General features: G+C 66.5%; 20 protein-coding genes and 1 pseudogene. 17 read left to right on the top strand and 4 right to left on the bottom strand.

Annotated elements, in window-relative coordinates:
• The first annotated feature begins 40 nt into the window (after window positions 1-40).
• From IM25_RS27545 to IM25_RS00455, 3 genes are all read left to right on the top strand, one after another.
• The gene (locus tag IM25_RS27545; protein WP_442971922.1) at window positions 41-814 is read left to right on the top strand and encodes a thioesterase domain-containing protein; all 774 of its coding nucleotides are present in this window, start codon (window positions 41-43) and stop codon (window positions 812-814) included.
• 135 nt (window positions 815-949) lie between these two features.
• Window positions 950-2,011 carry an alpha/beta hydrolase gene (locus IM25_RS00460; protein ID WP_033097162.1) on the top strand — a complete coding sequence of 354 codons (1,062 nt, stop codon included), beginning with the start codon at window positions 950-952 and terminating at the stop codon, window positions 2,009-2,011.
• Between the two features lie 453 nt (window positions 2,012-2,464).
• Window positions 2,465-3,664: an IS30 family transposase gene (locus IM25_RS00455; protein ID WP_198162556.1), complete on the top strand. Its 1,200-nt coding sequence runs from the start codon at window positions 2,465-2,467 to the stop codon at window positions 3,662-3,664.
• A gap of 92 nt (window positions 3,665-3,756) precedes the next feature.
• On the opposite strand, the gene IM25_RS00450 is transcribed toward IM25_RS00455, so the two are convergent.
• The 4 genes and pseudogenes from IM25_RS00450 to IM25_RS00435 form a co-directional block, all read right to left on the bottom strand.
• The gene (locus IM25_RS00450; protein ID WP_065995629.1) at window positions 3,757-4,638 is read right to left on the bottom strand and encodes an ABC transporter permease; all 882 of its coding nucleotides are present in this window, start codon (window positions 4,636-4,638) and stop codon (window positions 3,757-3,759) included.
• 4 nt (window positions 4,639-4,642) lie between these two features.
• A complete protein-coding gene (locus tag IM25_RS00445; RefSeq protein ID WP_033096988.1) occupies window positions 4,643-5,509 on the bottom strand; it encodes an ABC transporter permease in 867 nt (288 codons plus the stop codon).
• Complete coding sequence (locus IM25_RS00440) at window positions 5,506-6,561, bottom strand: daunorubicin resistance protein DrrA family ABC transporter ATP-binding protein (protein ID WP_033096989.1); 1,056 nt, start codon at window positions 6,559-6,561, stop codon at window positions 5,506-5,508. Before IM25_RS00440 ends, IM25_RS00445 begins: the two co-directional genes overlap by 4 nt.
• 151 nt (window positions 6,562-6,712) lie before the next feature.
• Window positions 6,713-6,859, bottom strand: a pseudogene (locus IM25_RS00435) (GntR family transcriptional regulator); the annotation flags it as partial.
• A gap of 282 nt (window positions 6,860-7,141) precedes the next feature.
• On the opposite strand from IM25_RS00435, the gene IM25_RS00430 reads away from it, so the two are divergent.
• The 14 genes from IM25_RS00430 (at window position 7,142) to rplX (ending at window position 15,438) form a co-directional block, all read left to right on the top strand.
• On the top strand, window positions 7,142-8,650 hold the full coding sequence (locus IM25_RS00430) for an amidase (protein WP_033096991.1): 1,509 nt from the start codon (window positions 7,142-7,144) through the stop codon (window positions 8,648-8,650).
• Window positions 8,651-9,135: 485 nt separating this feature from the next.
• A complete protein-coding gene (gene rpsJ / locus IM25_RS00425; protein ID WP_003938093.1) occupies window positions 9,136-9,441 on the top strand; it encodes a 30S ribosomal protein S10 in 306 nt (101 codons plus the stop codon).
• A gap of 45 nt (window positions 9,442-9,486) precedes the next feature.
• Window positions 9,487-10,140, top strand: a complete 654-nt coding sequence (gene rplC / locus IM25_RS00420; protein ID WP_006554610.1) for a 50S ribosomal protein L3 — start codon at window positions 9,487-9,489, stop codon at window positions 10,138-10,140.
• On the top strand, window positions 10,137-10,820 hold the full coding sequence (gene rplD / locus IM25_RS00415; protein WP_006554609.1) for a 50S ribosomal protein L4: 684 nt from the start codon (window positions 10,137-10,139) through the stop codon (window positions 10,818-10,820). Before rplC ends, rplD begins: the two co-directional genes overlap by 4 nt.
• Window positions 10,817-11,122, top strand: coding sequence for a 50S ribosomal protein L23 (rplW, locus tag IM25_RS00410; protein WP_006554608.1), 306 nt, complete (start codon window positions 10,817-10,819; stop codon window positions 11,120-11,122). Before rplD ends, rplW begins: the two co-directional genes overlap by 4 nt.
• A gap of 38 nt (window positions 11,123-11,160) precedes the next feature.
• A complete protein-coding gene (gene rplB, locus IM25_RS00405) occupies window positions 11,161-11,994 on the top strand; it encodes a 50S ribosomal protein L2 (protein ID WP_006554607.1) in 834 nt (277 codons plus the stop codon).
• A 19-nt stretch (window positions 11,995-12,013) separates the two neighbouring features.
• The gene (gene rpsS / locus IM25_RS00400; RefSeq protein ID WP_003938088.1) at window positions 12,014-12,295 is read left to right on the top strand and encodes a 30S ribosomal protein S19; all 282 of its coding nucleotides are present in this window, start codon (window positions 12,014-12,016) and stop codon (window positions 12,293-12,295) included.
• A complete protein-coding gene (gene rplV / locus IM25_RS00395) occupies window positions 12,292-12,684 on the top strand; it encodes a 50S ribosomal protein L22 (RefSeq protein WP_006554606.1) in 393 nt (130 codons plus the stop codon). Before rpsS ends, rplV begins: the two co-directional genes overlap by 4 nt.
• Complete coding sequence (rpsC, locus tag IM25_RS00390) at window positions 12,684-13,481, top strand: 30S ribosomal protein S3 (protein WP_006554605.1); 798 nt, start codon at window positions 12,684-12,686, stop codon at window positions 13,479-13,481. Before rplV ends, rpsC begins: the two co-directional genes overlap by 1 nt.
• 4 nt (window positions 13,482-13,485) lie before the next feature.
• Entirely contained in the window at window positions 13,486-13,902 is a 417-nt protein-coding gene (gene rplP, locus IM25_RS00385) for a 50S ribosomal protein L16 (protein ID WP_006554604.1), read from the top strand.
• The gene (rpmC, locus tag IM25_RS00380) at window positions 13,902-14,138 is read left to right on the top strand and encodes a 50S ribosomal protein L29 (RefSeq protein ID WP_065995628.1); all 237 of its coding nucleotides are present in this window, start codon (window positions 13,902-13,904) and stop codon (window positions 14,136-14,138) included. The genes rplP and rpmC overlap by 1 nt, the downstream gene beginning before the upstream one ends.
• Entirely contained in the window at window positions 14,135-14,419 is a 285-nt protein-coding gene (rpsQ, locus tag IM25_RS00375) for a 30S ribosomal protein S17 (protein WP_024101619.1), read from the top strand. The genes rpmC and rpsQ overlap by 4 nt, the downstream gene beginning before the upstream one ends.
• 333 nt (window positions 14,420-14,752) lie before the next feature.
• Window positions 14,753-15,121, top strand: coding sequence for a 50S ribosomal protein L14 (gene rplN, locus IM25_RS00370; protein ID WP_006554601.1), 369 nt, complete (start codon window positions 14,753-14,755; stop codon window positions 15,119-15,121).
• Window positions 15,121-15,438 carry a 50S ribosomal protein L24 gene (gene rplX, locus IM25_RS00365; RefSeq protein ID WP_006554600.1) on the top strand — a complete coding sequence of 106 codons (318 nt, stop codon included), beginning with the start codon at window positions 15,121-15,123 and terminating at the stop codon, window positions 15,436-15,438. The genes rplN and rplX overlap by 1 nt, the downstream gene beginning before the upstream one ends.

The raw sequence follows: 15,438 nt of genomic DNA, 5'->3' as shown, positions 1-15,438 counted from the left end.
CGATAGCGGGGAAGCGTTCGATCCGTCGGACGACAATTCGATGCAGATCCTGTTGCCGCTTCGGACTCGTGGTAGCGGCAAGGCGCTCTTTTGTGTGCATCCTCTGTACGGTTTGGCATGGACGTATTCGGGTCTGACCCATTTTGTGCGCGACCGTCCTGTCTATGGCGTCCAATCCCGGATTCTGTCGGAGGACGGTTACCGACCTAAGTCCCTCGCCGAGATGACCGCCCGCTATGTGGAGGAGATCAGGATTGTGCAACCCGAAGGGCCCTATCATCTGATGGGCTGGTCGCTCGGTGGCGTGCTCGCTCACGAAATGGCTGTCCGTCTTCAGGGGGAGAACGAACAGGTTGGGAGTCTGACAATGCTCGACAGCCGACTGAACCTGAAGGTGGGGGATTTCCGGGACACCATTCGTGACGAGCTCGCCCAGATCGGCGTCGTCCTTGAGGATGGGGACAACGTGATGGCATTGTCCGACGAACACCTGGAAAAGTTGTGGGAGATGATCCCGCAGGAGATGTTCGCCCTCTCTCCCGAGCGGTTTCGAGACCTGTACGAAGGTGCGCTCCATTCCGCCGAGCTCATCGCCTCGCATACTCCGGGTGTTTTCGAGGGGGATCTGCTCTACTTCACCGCTGCGGATCATTCGCCGAACCAGGACGATGTCGAGCAGCAGTGGTCACATCTTGTGACCGGCAGCATCAAGGACGTTCCGGTCGGTTGCGTCCACGGGGCGATGATGACGCCGGAGTCGCTCGCGGCGATCGGCCCTGTACTCGACGAGTACCTGAGAAGGAAGCAGATGTAACGAGTTGCTTCCGCATCCCGACGCATGTAACTGTACGAAACCTGTAATCAGGTAGGTTCCGTTCGTCACCGTCGAACCCGACGCCGACAACCGCTGCCCAACTCGAAAAGGTGAGAGAACCGTATGAAGCATCCGATGCGAGGATCCGGACGACTTCGTGTATTGACCGTTGGCGCGGCATGCGCAGTTTTTTCGGCGGCGTTGTCGTTCGCTCCGGCAATCGCACAGCCGGCGGACCCGGTGGTAGAGAGCCAGCAACCGCTCCAGTCGGTAACCAGTGAAAACGGTTCGAAGATCACTCGTATCGAGAAGTACGATGACCAGCAGCTGCTGGTCTACGTGTACTCCGCTTCAATGGACAAGGAGATCCTGCTCGACGTCTGGCGTCCGGCCGACACGAGCGAGCCGCGCCCGACGCTGTACCTCCTCAACGGCGCCGGCGGCGGCGAGGACAGTGCCACCTGGCGTTTCCGTACCGACGCGATCGAGTTCTTCAAGGACAAGAACGTCAACGTCGTCTCGCCGGTCGGCGGAAAGTGGAGCTACTACACCGACTGGAAGAACGAGGACCCGGAGCTCGGCGTCAACAAGTGGGAGACCTTCCTTACGAAGGAGGTCCCGCCGCTGATCGACGCCGCGCTCGGCACCAACGGCGTCAACGCGATCGCCGGTCTGTCGTCCTCGGGTACGTCCGTCCTGCAGCTGCCCATCGCTGCTCCCGGCCTGTACCAGGGCGTCGCGGCCTACAGCGGGTGCGCGCAGACCTCCGACCCGATCGGTCAGCAGTTCGTCAAGCTCGTCGTCGAGACCTGGGGTGGCGGCGACACCCGCAACATGTGGGGCGAGCTCGACGATCCGGCCTGGGTCGAGAACGATCCCTACGTGCACGCCGAGGAGCTGCGCGGACTCGATCTGTACATCTCCAACGGCACCGGCCTGCCCGGACGTTACGACACCCTGGCCGGCCCCGAAATCGACGGTGAGGTCGACGTGCTCGCCAACCAGATCATCGTCGGCGGTGTCATCGAGGCTGCGACCAACTACTGCACGCACAACCTCCGTGGCCGCCTCGACCAGCTGGGCATCCCCGCCACCTACAACTTCCGCGACTCCGGCACCCACTCGTGGGGTTACTGGCAGGACGACCTCAAGGATTCGTGGCCCGTCCTCGAGAAGGCACTCGGTCTGACTTCGTAAGTCCGGCCGGTCCGTCGCGACCAGGTGTGAGAAGGCCCCTCTTCGCCAGGGGGGTTCACATGATCGTCGCAACACTCTCAACGAGAGGTTGCGACGATCATGTCGTTTACGGAGGACTGCGACCGGTTCGGTGACCAACTGGCACGACTGATCGATGCCGGGATTCCGGTCAAGGAGGCCGCGGCCGCATTCGGGCTGCCCCGACAGCGGTGTTACGCGATTTTGAGGGCGATCGGCCGGCCGGCGGGTAGATCCCGTGGCCGGGCCGGCACCGCCGACCCTGCGCTGATCGTGTCTGTCTACAACGAGACCGGTTCGATCACCCGGGCGGCGAAGGCCTCGAAGGTGGCGCATTCGGTGGCCCGCCGGATCCTGGTCGACGAGGGACTGGTCCGCACAGGGAAGATCTCGCCGAAGGGCAAACCCGAAGCCAAGCGTCGTTGTCTGGAGTTGATCGCAGCCGGGTGGTCGGCCAGACGAGCAGCCCGTGAGGTCGGGGTCAACGAACGCACCGCACGGGACTGGCGGCAGGGGATCCGGCGTTCGAACAGCAAGCGGATTCACCCCGATGGGCGGGTCGTGGATTACCACCACGGAACCGTCTACACACAGTCTGTGACCAGTGCGACCAGAGTGACCTGCGATGACAGCGGACGGCCGGCGATCAGCGACCGGTATCTGTCGACCGAGGACCGGATCGCGATCGCCGACGGCCTGCTCGTCGAGGATTCGTTGCGGGCCATCGCCGCTCGGATCGGCAAGAACGTCTCGACCGTCTCGCGGGAGGGTCGTCGGCACAGCATCGAGGGCAGGTACCTGCCGTATCAGGCCGATCGAGCCGCCGCTGCCGCCCGGGCGCGGCCCAAGCAGTCCAAACTGGTGGTGAACACGGTCCTGCGGGCAGCGGTCGAGGAAGGCCTGTCCCGGAAGTTGTCGCCGGAGCAGATCTCGCACCGTCTGCGCCGGGATCATCCCGACGACGAAAGTATGCGGGTGAGCCACGAAACGATCTATCAAGCCCTCTACTTCCAAGCTCGAGGTGGGCTCAAAAAGCACGTGCAACAGGCACTTCGGACCGGACGGGCGAGACGTAAACCGCACCGCGCGGACGGTCAGCGGTATCAGCGATTCACCGATCCGATGGTGATGATCAGTGACCGGCCCGCCGAGGTCGCCGACCGTGCGGTGCCCGGACACTGGGAGGGCGATTTGATCACCGGTGAGCTGAACAAGACCGCGATCGGCACCCTCGTCGAACGCACCACCCGTTACACGATGTTGCTGCACCTGCCGAACGGGCACGACGCCGAATCCGTGCGGGACGCGCTCATCGCCGCGATGAAAGACCTGCCCGCGCATCTTCGTGGCTCGCTGACCTGGGATCAGGGCGCCGAGATGGCCCGGCACAAACAGTTCGGTATCGCCGCCGATATGGCCGTGTACTTCTGTGACCCGGCCAGCCCCTGGCAACGCGGCACCAACGAGAACACCAACGGACTGCTGCGGCAGTATTTCCCCAAGGGCACCGATCTGAGTGTCTACAGCCCGGCGGACCTCGAGCACGTCGCCCAGGAACTCAACGGCCGGCCACGCAAAACGCTCGGCTGGGATACTCCAGCCGAGCGTCTGCGTGATCTAATCCCCACCAACTAACAGCGGTGTTGCGTCGACCCCTTGAAACCGCCCAGCGGAGAGGGGCCTTCCCCATTCGTGTGGTCGAGTCGGCTCGACGGGTGACGCTCGGATCAATTCTGTTCGGCCGAGCGCCGATATCCGACGACGGCGGGGAGGACGAAGATCGCCACCATCCCGGCCGACCACAGGACCGTCTTCAGGAACGGTTCCGCGATCGGACCGCCCATCGCGAGCGAGCGCATGGTGTCGATCGCGCAGGACATCGGCTGGTTCGCCACCACGGGGTGCAGCCAGCTCGGATACGCCATGACCGGCACGAACCCCGAGTTGAAGAACATGAGCAGCGTGCACAGGATCGAGACGGTCTCGACGAGGGGAGTGCGTCCCGGCAGGGTCGCCAGAGCCGTCACCATCATCGCGAATCCGAGACCGAAGATCAGTGGGACCACGAGGCTGAGCAGGGTGGGGCCGATGCCCTGCGTGAACCGGAAACCCAACGCCATGCCGGCGCCGAAGATCACGAGAGAGGTGACGAACACGCGCACCATCTCCGCCATCAACCGCCCCACCAGACCGGACGAGCGGTGGACGGGCAGCGTGTGGAACCGGCTCAGCAGGCCGGAATCGCGTTCGGTGCGCAGCCCCACCGCGCTGACGACCGAGCCGAACATCGCGCCGACGAGCACGATCATGGGCACGGTGCCGAAGATCGACGAATAGCCGGTCGCGGCGGTGATGCTGTCGCCGAGCACGATGCGGAACATCACCAGGGTGAGCGCCGGATAGATGAGCGCCTGGATCATCGTGGCCGGATCGCGGGCCCAGCGGAGCAGCAGGCGACCGCACTGCAGGCGGCTGTGCTCCCACAGTGCGCCGAGGGAACTCTCGCTGCGGACGCGATCCGGTTCGGGATAGGCGAAGGCGCGACCCGGAGTCCCTGCCCGCTCCCGCGATCGGGCCCGTGCCCGCTGTGTCTCGACGGTCTTGCTCATCGACTCACTCCCGCCTCGTCGCGGCCCACACGGCGCCCGGGATGCAGATCACGGCCAGCCCGATCATCCAGAACAGGCTCGGCCGGAAGACCTCCCAGGTCACGCCGTCCTGGGCCATGTCGCGCATCGCGAAGGAGAACTGTGAGATCGGCTGGTTGCGGACGAACGGTCTGATCCACTCCGGGAATCCCTCCTCGGGCACGAAACCGCACGAGAGCATCCCGAGGATCAGCTGCGGCAGGGTCAGCGCCTGCGCTGTGGCCTCGGGGCTCCGGGACAGACATCCGATCGCGTCGGCGCCCAGGCACAACAACAGGCTGATGATCAGTGCGGTCGCGCAGAACAACGCTGCCTGCCCGGGCCCGGCGGAGAAACGGAAACCGATGAGATAACCGAATCCGATCGCCGCGGCCAAGGAGATGACCGACCGCACCATGCTCGCCGTCATCCGTGACGCCAGGGGCGCCGCCGGGGCGACGGGCATCGTCTGCAGACGCGAGGTCACACCGGTCGTGCCCTCCTGCGCTGCCAGCTGCGCCGCGGAGATGGCGGTGAACGCCATCGACTGCAACACGATGATGGGCATCAGGAACTGCGCGTAGTCGATGCCCTGCAACTGCATCACGAACTTGAGCGGCAGATAGAAGCCGAGACCGAAGACGAACGGTGCCAGGACCGCGAGGACCAACTCGCCGTACCGCGCCATCGTGCGCAACGACCGGAGCGTCAGCACCCACCACTGCTCGACGCCCGACGGCGTGATCCGGCGGTGGACACCTCCCCGACGTGCGGGAAGGGTGGACGAGGAGTCGGTGAACGAGACCGTGGAGGCTTCCGTCCCGCGGACCGTCTCGTCGGTGCGGGCCGTCACGGCCGCTCACCTGCCGGCGCAGGCACCGCTCGTTCCGCCTCGGGCGGCGCTGTCGGGCCGCCGTTCGTAGGGCCACCGTCCGTCGGACCGCCGCCGTCGGAAGCGGAGTGCCCGGTGAGGCGGAGGAAGACGTCGTCGAGCGAGGGACGTCGCAGACCGATGTCGGCGAGTTCGATGCCCAGGGGTTCGATGCGCCGCAGCACCTCGGTGAGGGTCGCGGCGCCGTCCGGTGCCGGGACGGACACCCGATCCGTGTCGGGGACCGTACCCACCAGGACGTCCTGGGGGAGAAGACCGTTCAGGGCGTGCAGGATCTCGGGTATCGCCCGCGGGTCGGCCGGAACGATCTCGCAGTGGGTGCCACCCGCGGAGGACTTCAGCTGGTTCGCGGTGCCTTCCGCGATCACGGTGCCCTTGTCGATGACGATGATGTTGTCGCTCAGCACGTCGGCCTCTTCGAGGTACTGCGTCGTCAGGAGCACCGTGATGCCCTGGTCCTTGAGCGCCCCCACCAGCGACCACACGCCCTGCCGGCTGCGCGGGTCGAGACCGGTGGTCGGCTCGTCGAGGAAGACCACCTTGGGACGGACCACGAGGCCGCACGCGATGTCGACCCGTCGGCGCATACCGCCGGAATAACCCTTCACGGGGCGGCGACCGGCGTCGACGAGATCGAACTCCCGGAGCAGATCGTCGGCGCGCCGGGTGGCCGACTTCTTGTCCAGACCCATCAGGCGGCCGAACAGGATCAGGTTCTCCCGGCCGGTGAGGGTGTCGTCGAGCGCGGCGAACTGGCCGGTCATCATGATCGACCGCCGGACCGCTGCGGCGTCGGCGACCACATCGTGCCCGGCGACCACGGCGCGACCCGAGGTGGGACGCAACAGTGTCGACAGCACCTTGACCATCGTGGTCTTGCCGGCGCCGTTGGGGCCGAGGATGCCGAGGACACGGCCCGGCGGTGCAGAGAAGCTGATCCCGTCGAGTGCGTGGACGTCGCCGAACGACTTGTGGACGTCCTCCACGAGAACTGCCTGGTCGTGATCGCTCACATCACCCCCCGCCGTAGATCTCGGTCCCCGTCGGGGACGGGTCGGTCCGTCACCGTCGGAATCGTACCGGTGCGCACGATCCCGGGAGGGGTGGACGGACATGCGCGTCGGCGCCGACGTCCCTTCCCCTCGGGGTGTTCACGCCGGTCGGTCAGGACCAGACGCCGAGATCTTCGAGGTGTTCGACGAGTCGGTGGGCCCCGTCGGTGAAGTGTTCGCGCGTCTCGCGTCCGGCGGCCTCGACGTCACCGGTGCGCAGCGCCTGCAGCAACCGCTCGTGCGAGGCGACCGCATCCGTCCCCCAGCTGCGCGCCTTCTCCTAGTACATGATCCGCCTTGTCACTTCACGGTCTCGGTAGCATCACAGCCGGAGGTGACATGTGGCACACCTACCGTGCCCTAACCTGGCTCGCAACGCACTGGATGGTTTGGTTGGCGGGTGAGCACCGGAGTATCACGCCGACGGTTACTGGGAGGGGCCGCCGGCGGATTGTTCGCGTGGGGTGCGACCGCGGGGAGCGGTCGTGCGGCTCCGCCACGCAGGCTTCCTCCACCCGACACCGTCACCGATCCCGCGAGGATGAGTGCGGCCGAGGCGGCAGCGCTGCTGCACGCCGGCGAACTGCACCCGCGCGAACTGCTCGATGCCTGTCTGGACCGCACGCGCTCGTACGACGGAGCGATCGGTGCGTGGATCCGGCTCTACCCCGAAGTGGCCTACGCGGCGGCCGAGGCGGCGGGGGAGCGCCTCGCCCGTGCGCGCCGCGATCGGACCCCGGCGCCGCTCGTGTGCGGGCTCCCGATCGCTCTCAAGGACATCTTCGCGGTGTCCGGGCTTCCGCTCACCGCGTCGAGTCGCGTCCTCGAGGGCAACATCGCGGCCGGGCACTCGGGTGTGTGGCGTCGACTCGAGGACGCCGGTGCGGTGCTCATGGGGCACGCGCACACCGACGAGTTCGCGATCGGTGTCGCCACCCCTCAGGTGGGCAATCCGTGGAACACCGAGATGTCGCCCGGCGGATCGTCCGGCGGCAGCGCGGCCGTGCTCGCCGCGCGGTTCGCGCCCCTCGCGATCGGTAGCGACACCGGCGGTTCGGTCCGGTTCCCGGCGAGCGCCTGCGGTGTCTCGTCGATCAAGCCGACCTACGGGCGCATCACCTCGCACGGCATGATCCCGCTGACCTGGACCCGCGACCACGTGGGTCCGATGGGCCGCAGCGTCGCCGACGCGTCCCTGATGATGACCGTGCTCGCGGGCGCGGATCCGGCCGACCCGATCACGGCACTCGGCCCCGACGTTCCCGAGGGCGGTTATCCGGTGACGGCCGCCGGGGGAGCGAGTCCCCTCGCCGGCGTGCGGATCGGACTGCCCGTGAACACGAATCCCGCACCCCCCGAGGCGGTGCAGCGCGTCGTCGACGACGCGGCACGGGTGGCGGAATCGCTCGGTGCGGTCACGGTCCCGGTGACGATGCCGTCCCTGCCGGAATCCCTCGCGACCGGCGACCAGGTCGAGATGGGTGCCTACCACCAGCAGTTCACCGACCGGCTCGGCCTGTATCGCCCCGAGAACGCGGTGGCCGCGGGCACGGCGGTGGCCTCGCTGGCCGTGCCGGTGGGCGACTACCTCACCTTCGAGCGCGACCGTCTGCGGTACCAGAGCGACTACAACCGGATGTTCGTCGACCAGGATCTCGACGCGATCATGCTGCCCGGCGCCTCCGTCGACGGCGCACGACGCCAGGAGTTCCTCGGCATCAGTGTCACGGCCGGAGTGACGGGCCCCGTGCGATGGGCGAACTACTCCGGTGCCCCCGTGGTGACCCTGCCCGCCGGGTACTCCGCCGCGACGGGGATGCCGGTCGGTGTGCAGCTCGGTGCGCGGCCGTGGCAGGACGAACGTCTCATCGGCATCGGGCTCGAACTGCAGGAGGCACTGCCGATCTGGCGCGACGAGCCGCAGCTCGTCGCCGCCGGCGCACGGGTCCCCGAGGTCGCGCAGGTGCAGCCGGGCCCCGGTCCCGACCCGACGAATACGATCGGGGCGGCCGCTCCGGTTCGGACCCTGCCGATGAACCCCATCGGCTAGGTTCGACCACGCGGATCCGACCGCACGGCGTATCGCCGAGGTGTACATCACGCACCGTCGTGAGTTGAACTCTCGGCCGTGCTCCTGCATACTGGTCGGGTTGCCTTGACCGGGCCATGGATGTTTTGCGGCTCGGATCGGGAAAGACGTGACAGTCGCGGATCGAGCCTCACGGCCTGGTCGCGGCCACATGCAAGACGGAAGCAGTACCCCTGTGTGCTCCTGTGGAGCGCAGCCGGTTCCGTTCCTTGCGGTGTCGAAGCCTTCGAGCATCGACGCCGGGGAATGAGCGGCGGGCCGACACGCCCGACCGCGTGGGCCGGAGAACAATGACAGATGAACAGCGGCAAGCGGATCGGATACGTCCGGCTCGCACTGTGTTTCGAGCGCTGTTCTCGGTCGCCGTTCCCCGGGGAACTGTGCAGACGAGGTGGTTTCCGGCTCCGCCGGGGATCACGAAACGCGGCAAGAAAAGGACACTAAGCGTGGCGGGACAGAAGATCCGCATCAGGCTCAAGGCCTATGACCACGAGGCGATCGACGCATCTGCGCGCAAGATCGTCGAGACGGTGACCCGTACGGGTGCCCGCGTGGTCGGCCCGGTGCCGTTGCCCACTGAAAAGAACGTGTACTGCGTCATCCGCTCGCCGCACAAGTACAAGGACTCGCGCGAGCACTTCGAGATGCGGACGCACAAGCGGCTCATCGACATCCTCGACCCGACGCCGAAGACCGTCGACGCGCTCATGCGCATCGATCTCCCGGCGAGTGTCGACGTCAACATTCAGTGACATTCGATTACAGCGAGCTTGTGAAAGACGCAGCGGAGACAACACATGACTAACCAGATCAAGGGAATCCTGGGCACCAAGCTCGGCATGACCCAGGTCTTCGACGAGAACAACCGGGTTGTCCCGGTCACCGTCGTCAAGGCCGGACCGAACGTGGTCACGCAGATCCGCACCGAGGAGCGCGACGGCTACAACGCCGTGCAGCTCGCCTACGGTGCCATCGCGCCGCGCAAGGTCAACAAGCCGGTTCGCGGCCAGTTCGAGAAGGCCGGCGTCACGCCGCGCCGTCACCTGGTCGAGCTCCGGATCGAGGACGCCTCCGAGTACGAGGTCGGCCAGGAACTCACCGCCGAGGTGTTCGAGGACGGCGCCTACGTCGACGTCACCGGCACCTCGAAGGGCAAGGGCTTCGCCGGCACCATGAAGCGTCACGGCTTCGCCGGCCAGGGTGCGTCGCACGGTACGCAGGCCGTGCACCGTCGTCCGGGCTCCATCGGTGGTTGCGCCACCCCGGGCCGCGTGTTCAAGGGCACGCGCATGTCCGGCCGTATGGGCTCCGACCGCATCACGACGCAGAACCTCTCGGTCCACAAGGTGGACGCCGAGAACGGTCTGCTGCTGATCAAGGGCGCGATCCCGGGTCGCAAGGGCGGCCTCGTGATCGTCAAGACCGCAGTGAAGGGTGGTGCACGGGCATGACCAGCACCGAGACCGCAACCAAGCTGACCCTGGACGTCAAGGCCCCCGGTGGCCAGACCTCCGGCTCCGTCGATCTCCCCGCCGAGATCTTCGACGCTCCCGCGAACATCGCGCTGCTGCACCAGGTCGTCACCGCGCAGCTCGCCGCGGCCCGCCAGGGAACGCACGCCACCAAGACCCGCGGCGAGGTCCGCGGCGGTGGCAAGAAGCCGTACCGCCAGAAGGGCACCGGCCGCGCACGTCAGGGCTCGACCCGTGCGCCGCAGTTCGCCGGCGGTGGCACCGTCCACGGCCCGCAGCCGCGCGACTACAGCCAGCGCACCCCCAAGAAGATGAAGGCCGCCGCCCTGCGCGGAGCCCTCTCCGACCGGGCGCGCAACGAGCGCATCCACGTGATCACCGAACTCGTCGCGGGTCAGACCCCGTCGACGAAGAGTGCTCGCACGTTCCTGGGCGAGATCAGCGACCGCAAGAAGGTCCTGCTCGTCGTCGGCCGTGAAGACGTGGCGGCGTGGAAGTCGGTTCAGAACCTTCCCAACGTCCACGCGCTCGCGCCGGATCAGCTGAACACCTACGACGTGCTCTACAGCGATGACGTCGTGTTCAGCGTCGAGGCGCTCAACACGTTCATCCACGGGCCGGCCGAGTCCGGCCAGGAAGTGAAGGAGGAGAGCAAGTGAGCACGATCGCCGATCCTCGCGACATCCTGCTGGCTCCCGTCGTCTCCGAGAAGTCCTACGGGCTGATGGAAGAAGGCACCTACACCTTCCTGGTCCACCCGGACTCGAACAAGACGCAGATCAAGATTGCCGTCGAGAAGGTCTTCGGCGTCAAGGTGAGCAGCGTCAACACCGCCAACCGTCAGGGCAAGCGCAAGCGGACCCGGTTCGGTTACGGCAAGCGCAAGAACACCAAGCGCGCGCTCGTGACCCTCACGGCCGACAGCAAGCCCATCGAGATCTTCGGAGGCCCGGTCGCCTAGCGATCGGAACTCTCGAGAGATAGAGGACGAGAAGACTCATGGCAATCCGTAAGTACAAGCCGACTACGCCGGGCCGCCGTGGCGCCAGCGTGTCGGACTTCGCCGAGATCACTCGGTCGACGCCCGAGAAGTCGCTGATCCGCCCGCTGCACGGTCGCGGTGGACGTAACGCGCACGGCCGCATCACCACCCGTCACAAGGGTGGCGGACACAAGCGCGCCTACCGCCTGATCGATTTCCGTCGCAACGACAAGGACGGCGTGCCGGCCAAGGTCGCTCACATCGAGTACGACCCCAACCGCACCGCGCGCATCGCGCTGCTCCACTACGTGGACGGCGAGAAGCGCTACATCATCGCCCCCAAGGGCCTCGTGCAGGGTGCTCCCGTCGAGTCGGGCCCCAACGCCGACATCAAGCCCGGCAACAACCTGCCGCTGCGCAACATCCCGACGGGTACGACCATCCACGCGGTCGAGCTGCGTCCGGGTGGCGGCGCCAAGATGGCCCGCTCCGCCGGTGCGAGCATCCAGCTCCTCGGTAAGGAAGGCACCTACGCCACGCTGCGTATGCCCTCCGGCGAGATCCGTCGCGTCGACGTGCGCTGCCGCGCCACCGTCGGCGAGGTCGGCAACGCCGAGCAGTCGAACATCAACTGGGGCAAGGCCGGCCGTATGCGCTGGAAGGGCAAGCGCCCGACCGTCCGTGGTGTCGTGATGAACCCGGTCGACCACCCGCACGGTGGTGGCGAGGGCAAGACCTCGGGTGGTCGCCACCCGGTCAGCCCGTGGGGCAAGCCCGAGGGCCGCACCCGCAAGAACAAGGCGTCCGACAAGCTCATCGTCCGTCGTCGCCGTACCGGCAAGAAGCGCTAGTCAAGGAGGGAGTTAGAGAATGCCACGCAGCCTCAAGAAGGGCCCGTTCGTCGACGACCACCTCCTGGCGAAGGTGGACACGCAGAACGAGAAGGGCACCAAGCAGGTCATCAAGACCTGGTCGCGCCGTTCCACGATTCTGCCCGACTTCATCGGTCATACGTTCGCTGTCCACGATGGACGCAAGCACGTGCCGGTGTTCGTCTCGGAGTCCATGGTCGGTCACAAGCTCGGTGAGTTCGCGCCGACCCGTACGTTCAAGGGCCACATCAAGGACGACCGGAAGAGCAAGCGTCGATGAGCACTGAAACCACCACCAACAGCGCTCGGGCTGTTGCGCGCCACGTGCGCGTGACCCCGATGAAGGCGCGCCGCGTCGTCGACATCGTTCGCGGTAAGTCCGTCGAGGAGGCCCTGGCCATCCTCAAGTTCGCGCCGCAGGCCGCGGCGGAGCCGGTCGCCAAGGTGATCGCGTCGGCCGCTGCGAACGCGCAGAACAACTACAACCTCGACCCCAGCACGCTCGTCGTCGCGACTGCGTACGTGGACGAGGGTGCGACCCTGAAGCGGTTCCAGCCGCGTGCCCAGGGCCGTGCGTTCCGCATCCGCAAGCGGTCGAGCCACATCACCGTGATCGTGGAAAGCGTCGGGTCGGCCTCGACTCGTAACCGCCGGAAGGGAGCTCAGTAGTGGGCCAGAAGATCAACCCGCACGGCTTCCGTCTGGGCGTCACCACTGACTGGAAGTCTCGTTGGTACGCGGACAAGCAGTACGCGGACTACGTCAAGGAAGATGTCGCGATCCGCAAGTTCCTGGCCTCCGGCCTCGAGCGCGCCGGCATCGCGAAGGTCGAGATCGAGCGCACCCGCGACCGTGTGCGTGTGGACATCCACACCGCTCGTCCCGGGATCGTCATCGGACGCCGCGGCGCCGAGGCCGATCGCATCCGCGCCGAGCTCGAGAAGCTGACCGGTAAGCAGGTCCAGCTGAACATCCTCGAGGTCAAGAACTCGGAGTCCGAGGCTCAGCTCGTGGCGCAGGGCGTCGCCGAGCAGCTCTCGAACCGTGTCGCCTTCCGTCGTGCGATGCGCAAGGCCATCCAGTCGGCCATGCGTCAGCCGAACGTCAAGGGCATCCGCGTGCAGTGCTCGGGCCGCCTCGGTGGCGCCGAGATGTCGCGTTCGGAGTTCTACCGCGAAGGTCGCGTCCCGCTGCACACGCTGCGCGCGGACATCGATTACGGCCTCTACGAGGCACGGACCACCTTCGGCCGCATCGGCGTGAAGGTCTGGATCTACAAGGGCGACATCGTCGGTGGCCGTCGTGAGCTCGCTGCTGCTGCAGCTGCTCCCGCCGACCGGCCGCGTCGTGAGCGTCCGAGCCGCCCGCGTCGTTCCGGCGCGTCGGGCACCACCGCGACGAGCACCGAGGCCGGCCGCGCCGCATCGAGCGACGCTCCTGCCTCGACCGAGAACAAGGAGGGCTGACGCAATGTTGATCCCCCGGCGGGTCAAACACCGCAAGCAGCACCATCCGAGCCGTACGGGTGCCGCCAAGGGCGGAACCCAGGTGGCCTTCGGTGACTACGGCATCCAGGCTCTCGAGCCGGCCTACATCACCAACCGGCAGATCGAGTCCGCTCGTATCGCCATGACCCGGCACATCAAGCGTGGCGGCAAGATCTGGATCAACATCTTCCCGGATCGCCCCCTCACCAAGAAGCCTGCCGAGACCCGCATGGGTTCCGGTAAGGGTTCGCCGGAGTGGTGGGTCGCGAACGTCAAGCCCGGTCGCGTGCTGTTCGAGATGAGCTACCCCAACGAGGAGATTGCGCGCGAGGCTCTGCGTCGCGCGATGCACAAGCTCCCCTGCAAGTGCCGCATCGTGACGAGGGAGGAGCAGTTCTGATGGCTACCGGTCCCCCCGCCGCGGAACTCCGCGAGCTGAGCGACGAAGAGCTGACCGACAAGCTCCGCGAAGCCAAGGAAGAGCTGTTCAACCTCCGCTTCCAGATGGCCACCGGCCAGCTGGACAACAACCGTCGGCTCCGCGTGGTGCGCAACGAGATCGCCCGTATCTACACGGTGCTGCGCGAGCGCGAGCTCGGACTGGCCACCGGCCCGAATGCGGGTGACGTGGCATGAGTGAGGAAAAGGCAGTGAGCAACCAGGAACAGCGCGCGAGCCGTAAGGTCCGCATCGGTTACGTCGTCTCGGACAAGATGGAGAAGACCATCGTCGTCGAGCTCGAGGACCGGGTGAAGCACCCGCTGTACGGCAAGATCATCCGCCGTACGACCAAGGTGAAGGCGCACGACGAGAACGGTCTGGCCGGCATCGGCGACCGCGTGCAGCTGATGGAGACCCGTCCGCTGTCCGCGTCGAAGCGCTGGCGTCTGGTCGAGGTGCTCGAGAAGGCCAAGTAAGGCCTCCTCGTCCTCGACAGGACCGAGAACATGCAGCACCCCACCACCCGCACCGCGGGCGGTGGGGTGCTGTGCGTCGGGTAGTAGGTGTCGGGTAGTAGGTGCAGCCCTCGCGTGGGGGAGCGGTGGACGTCGCTGCGACACGCCCGGTTCCGGGGTGGGGAGTGACATCACAATTCGCGAATTTGCCCTGCGTACGGTATATGGCCTACTCTGGACGGGTTGCTTACGGGACCCGTGTGTGATTCGCGCGTGCGCCGCAGGCAACCGACGACCGCGTACGTCCAGGTCGGAAATCTGACGTACACACCAATCCAGGTCAAGGAGAAGTAAGTGATCCAGCAGGAGTCGCGACTGCGCGTCGCCGACAACACGGGTGCCAAGGAGATCCTCTGCATCCGCGTTCTCGGTGGCTCGTCCCGTCGCTACGCCGGAATCGGTGACGTCATCGTCGCCACCGTCAAGGACGCGATCCCCGGCGGCAACGTCAAGCGTGGCGATGTCGTCAAGGCCGTGATCGTGCGCACCGCCAAGGAGCGCCGCCGTCCGGACGGTTCCTACATCAAGTTCGACGAGAACGCTGCCGTCATCATCAAGGGCGACAACGATCCTCGCGGCACCCGCATCTTCGGACCCGTCGGTCGCGAGCTCCGCGACAAGCGGTTCATGAAGATCGTCTCGCTCGCTCCGGAGGTGCTGTGATGAAGGTGCACAAGGGTGACACCGTGCTCGTCATCTCGGGCAAGGACAAGGGTGCCAAGGGCAAGGTCATCGCGGCCTACCCGGCGACCGGCAAGGTCCTCGTCGAGGGCGTGAACCGTATCAAGAAGCACACCGCCGTCTCTGCGAACGAGCGTGGCGCCTCCTCCGGCGGCATCGTGACGCAGGAGGCCCCGATCCACGTTTCCAACGTTGCGGTCGTCGACTCGGACGGAAACCCCACCCGCGTGGGCTACCGCACCGATGAGGAAACCGGCAAGCGCGTTCGGATTTCCCGGAAGAACGGGAAGGACCTCTGA

It is taken from the genome of Rhodococcus sp. p52 (assembly GCF_000763325.2).
Classification (GTDB): domain Bacteria; phylum Actinomycetota; class Actinomycetes; order Mycobacteriales; family Mycobacteriaceae; genus Rhodococcus; species Rhodococcus pyridinivorans.
This window is presented reverse-complemented; position numbering and strand designations above follow the sequence as displayed.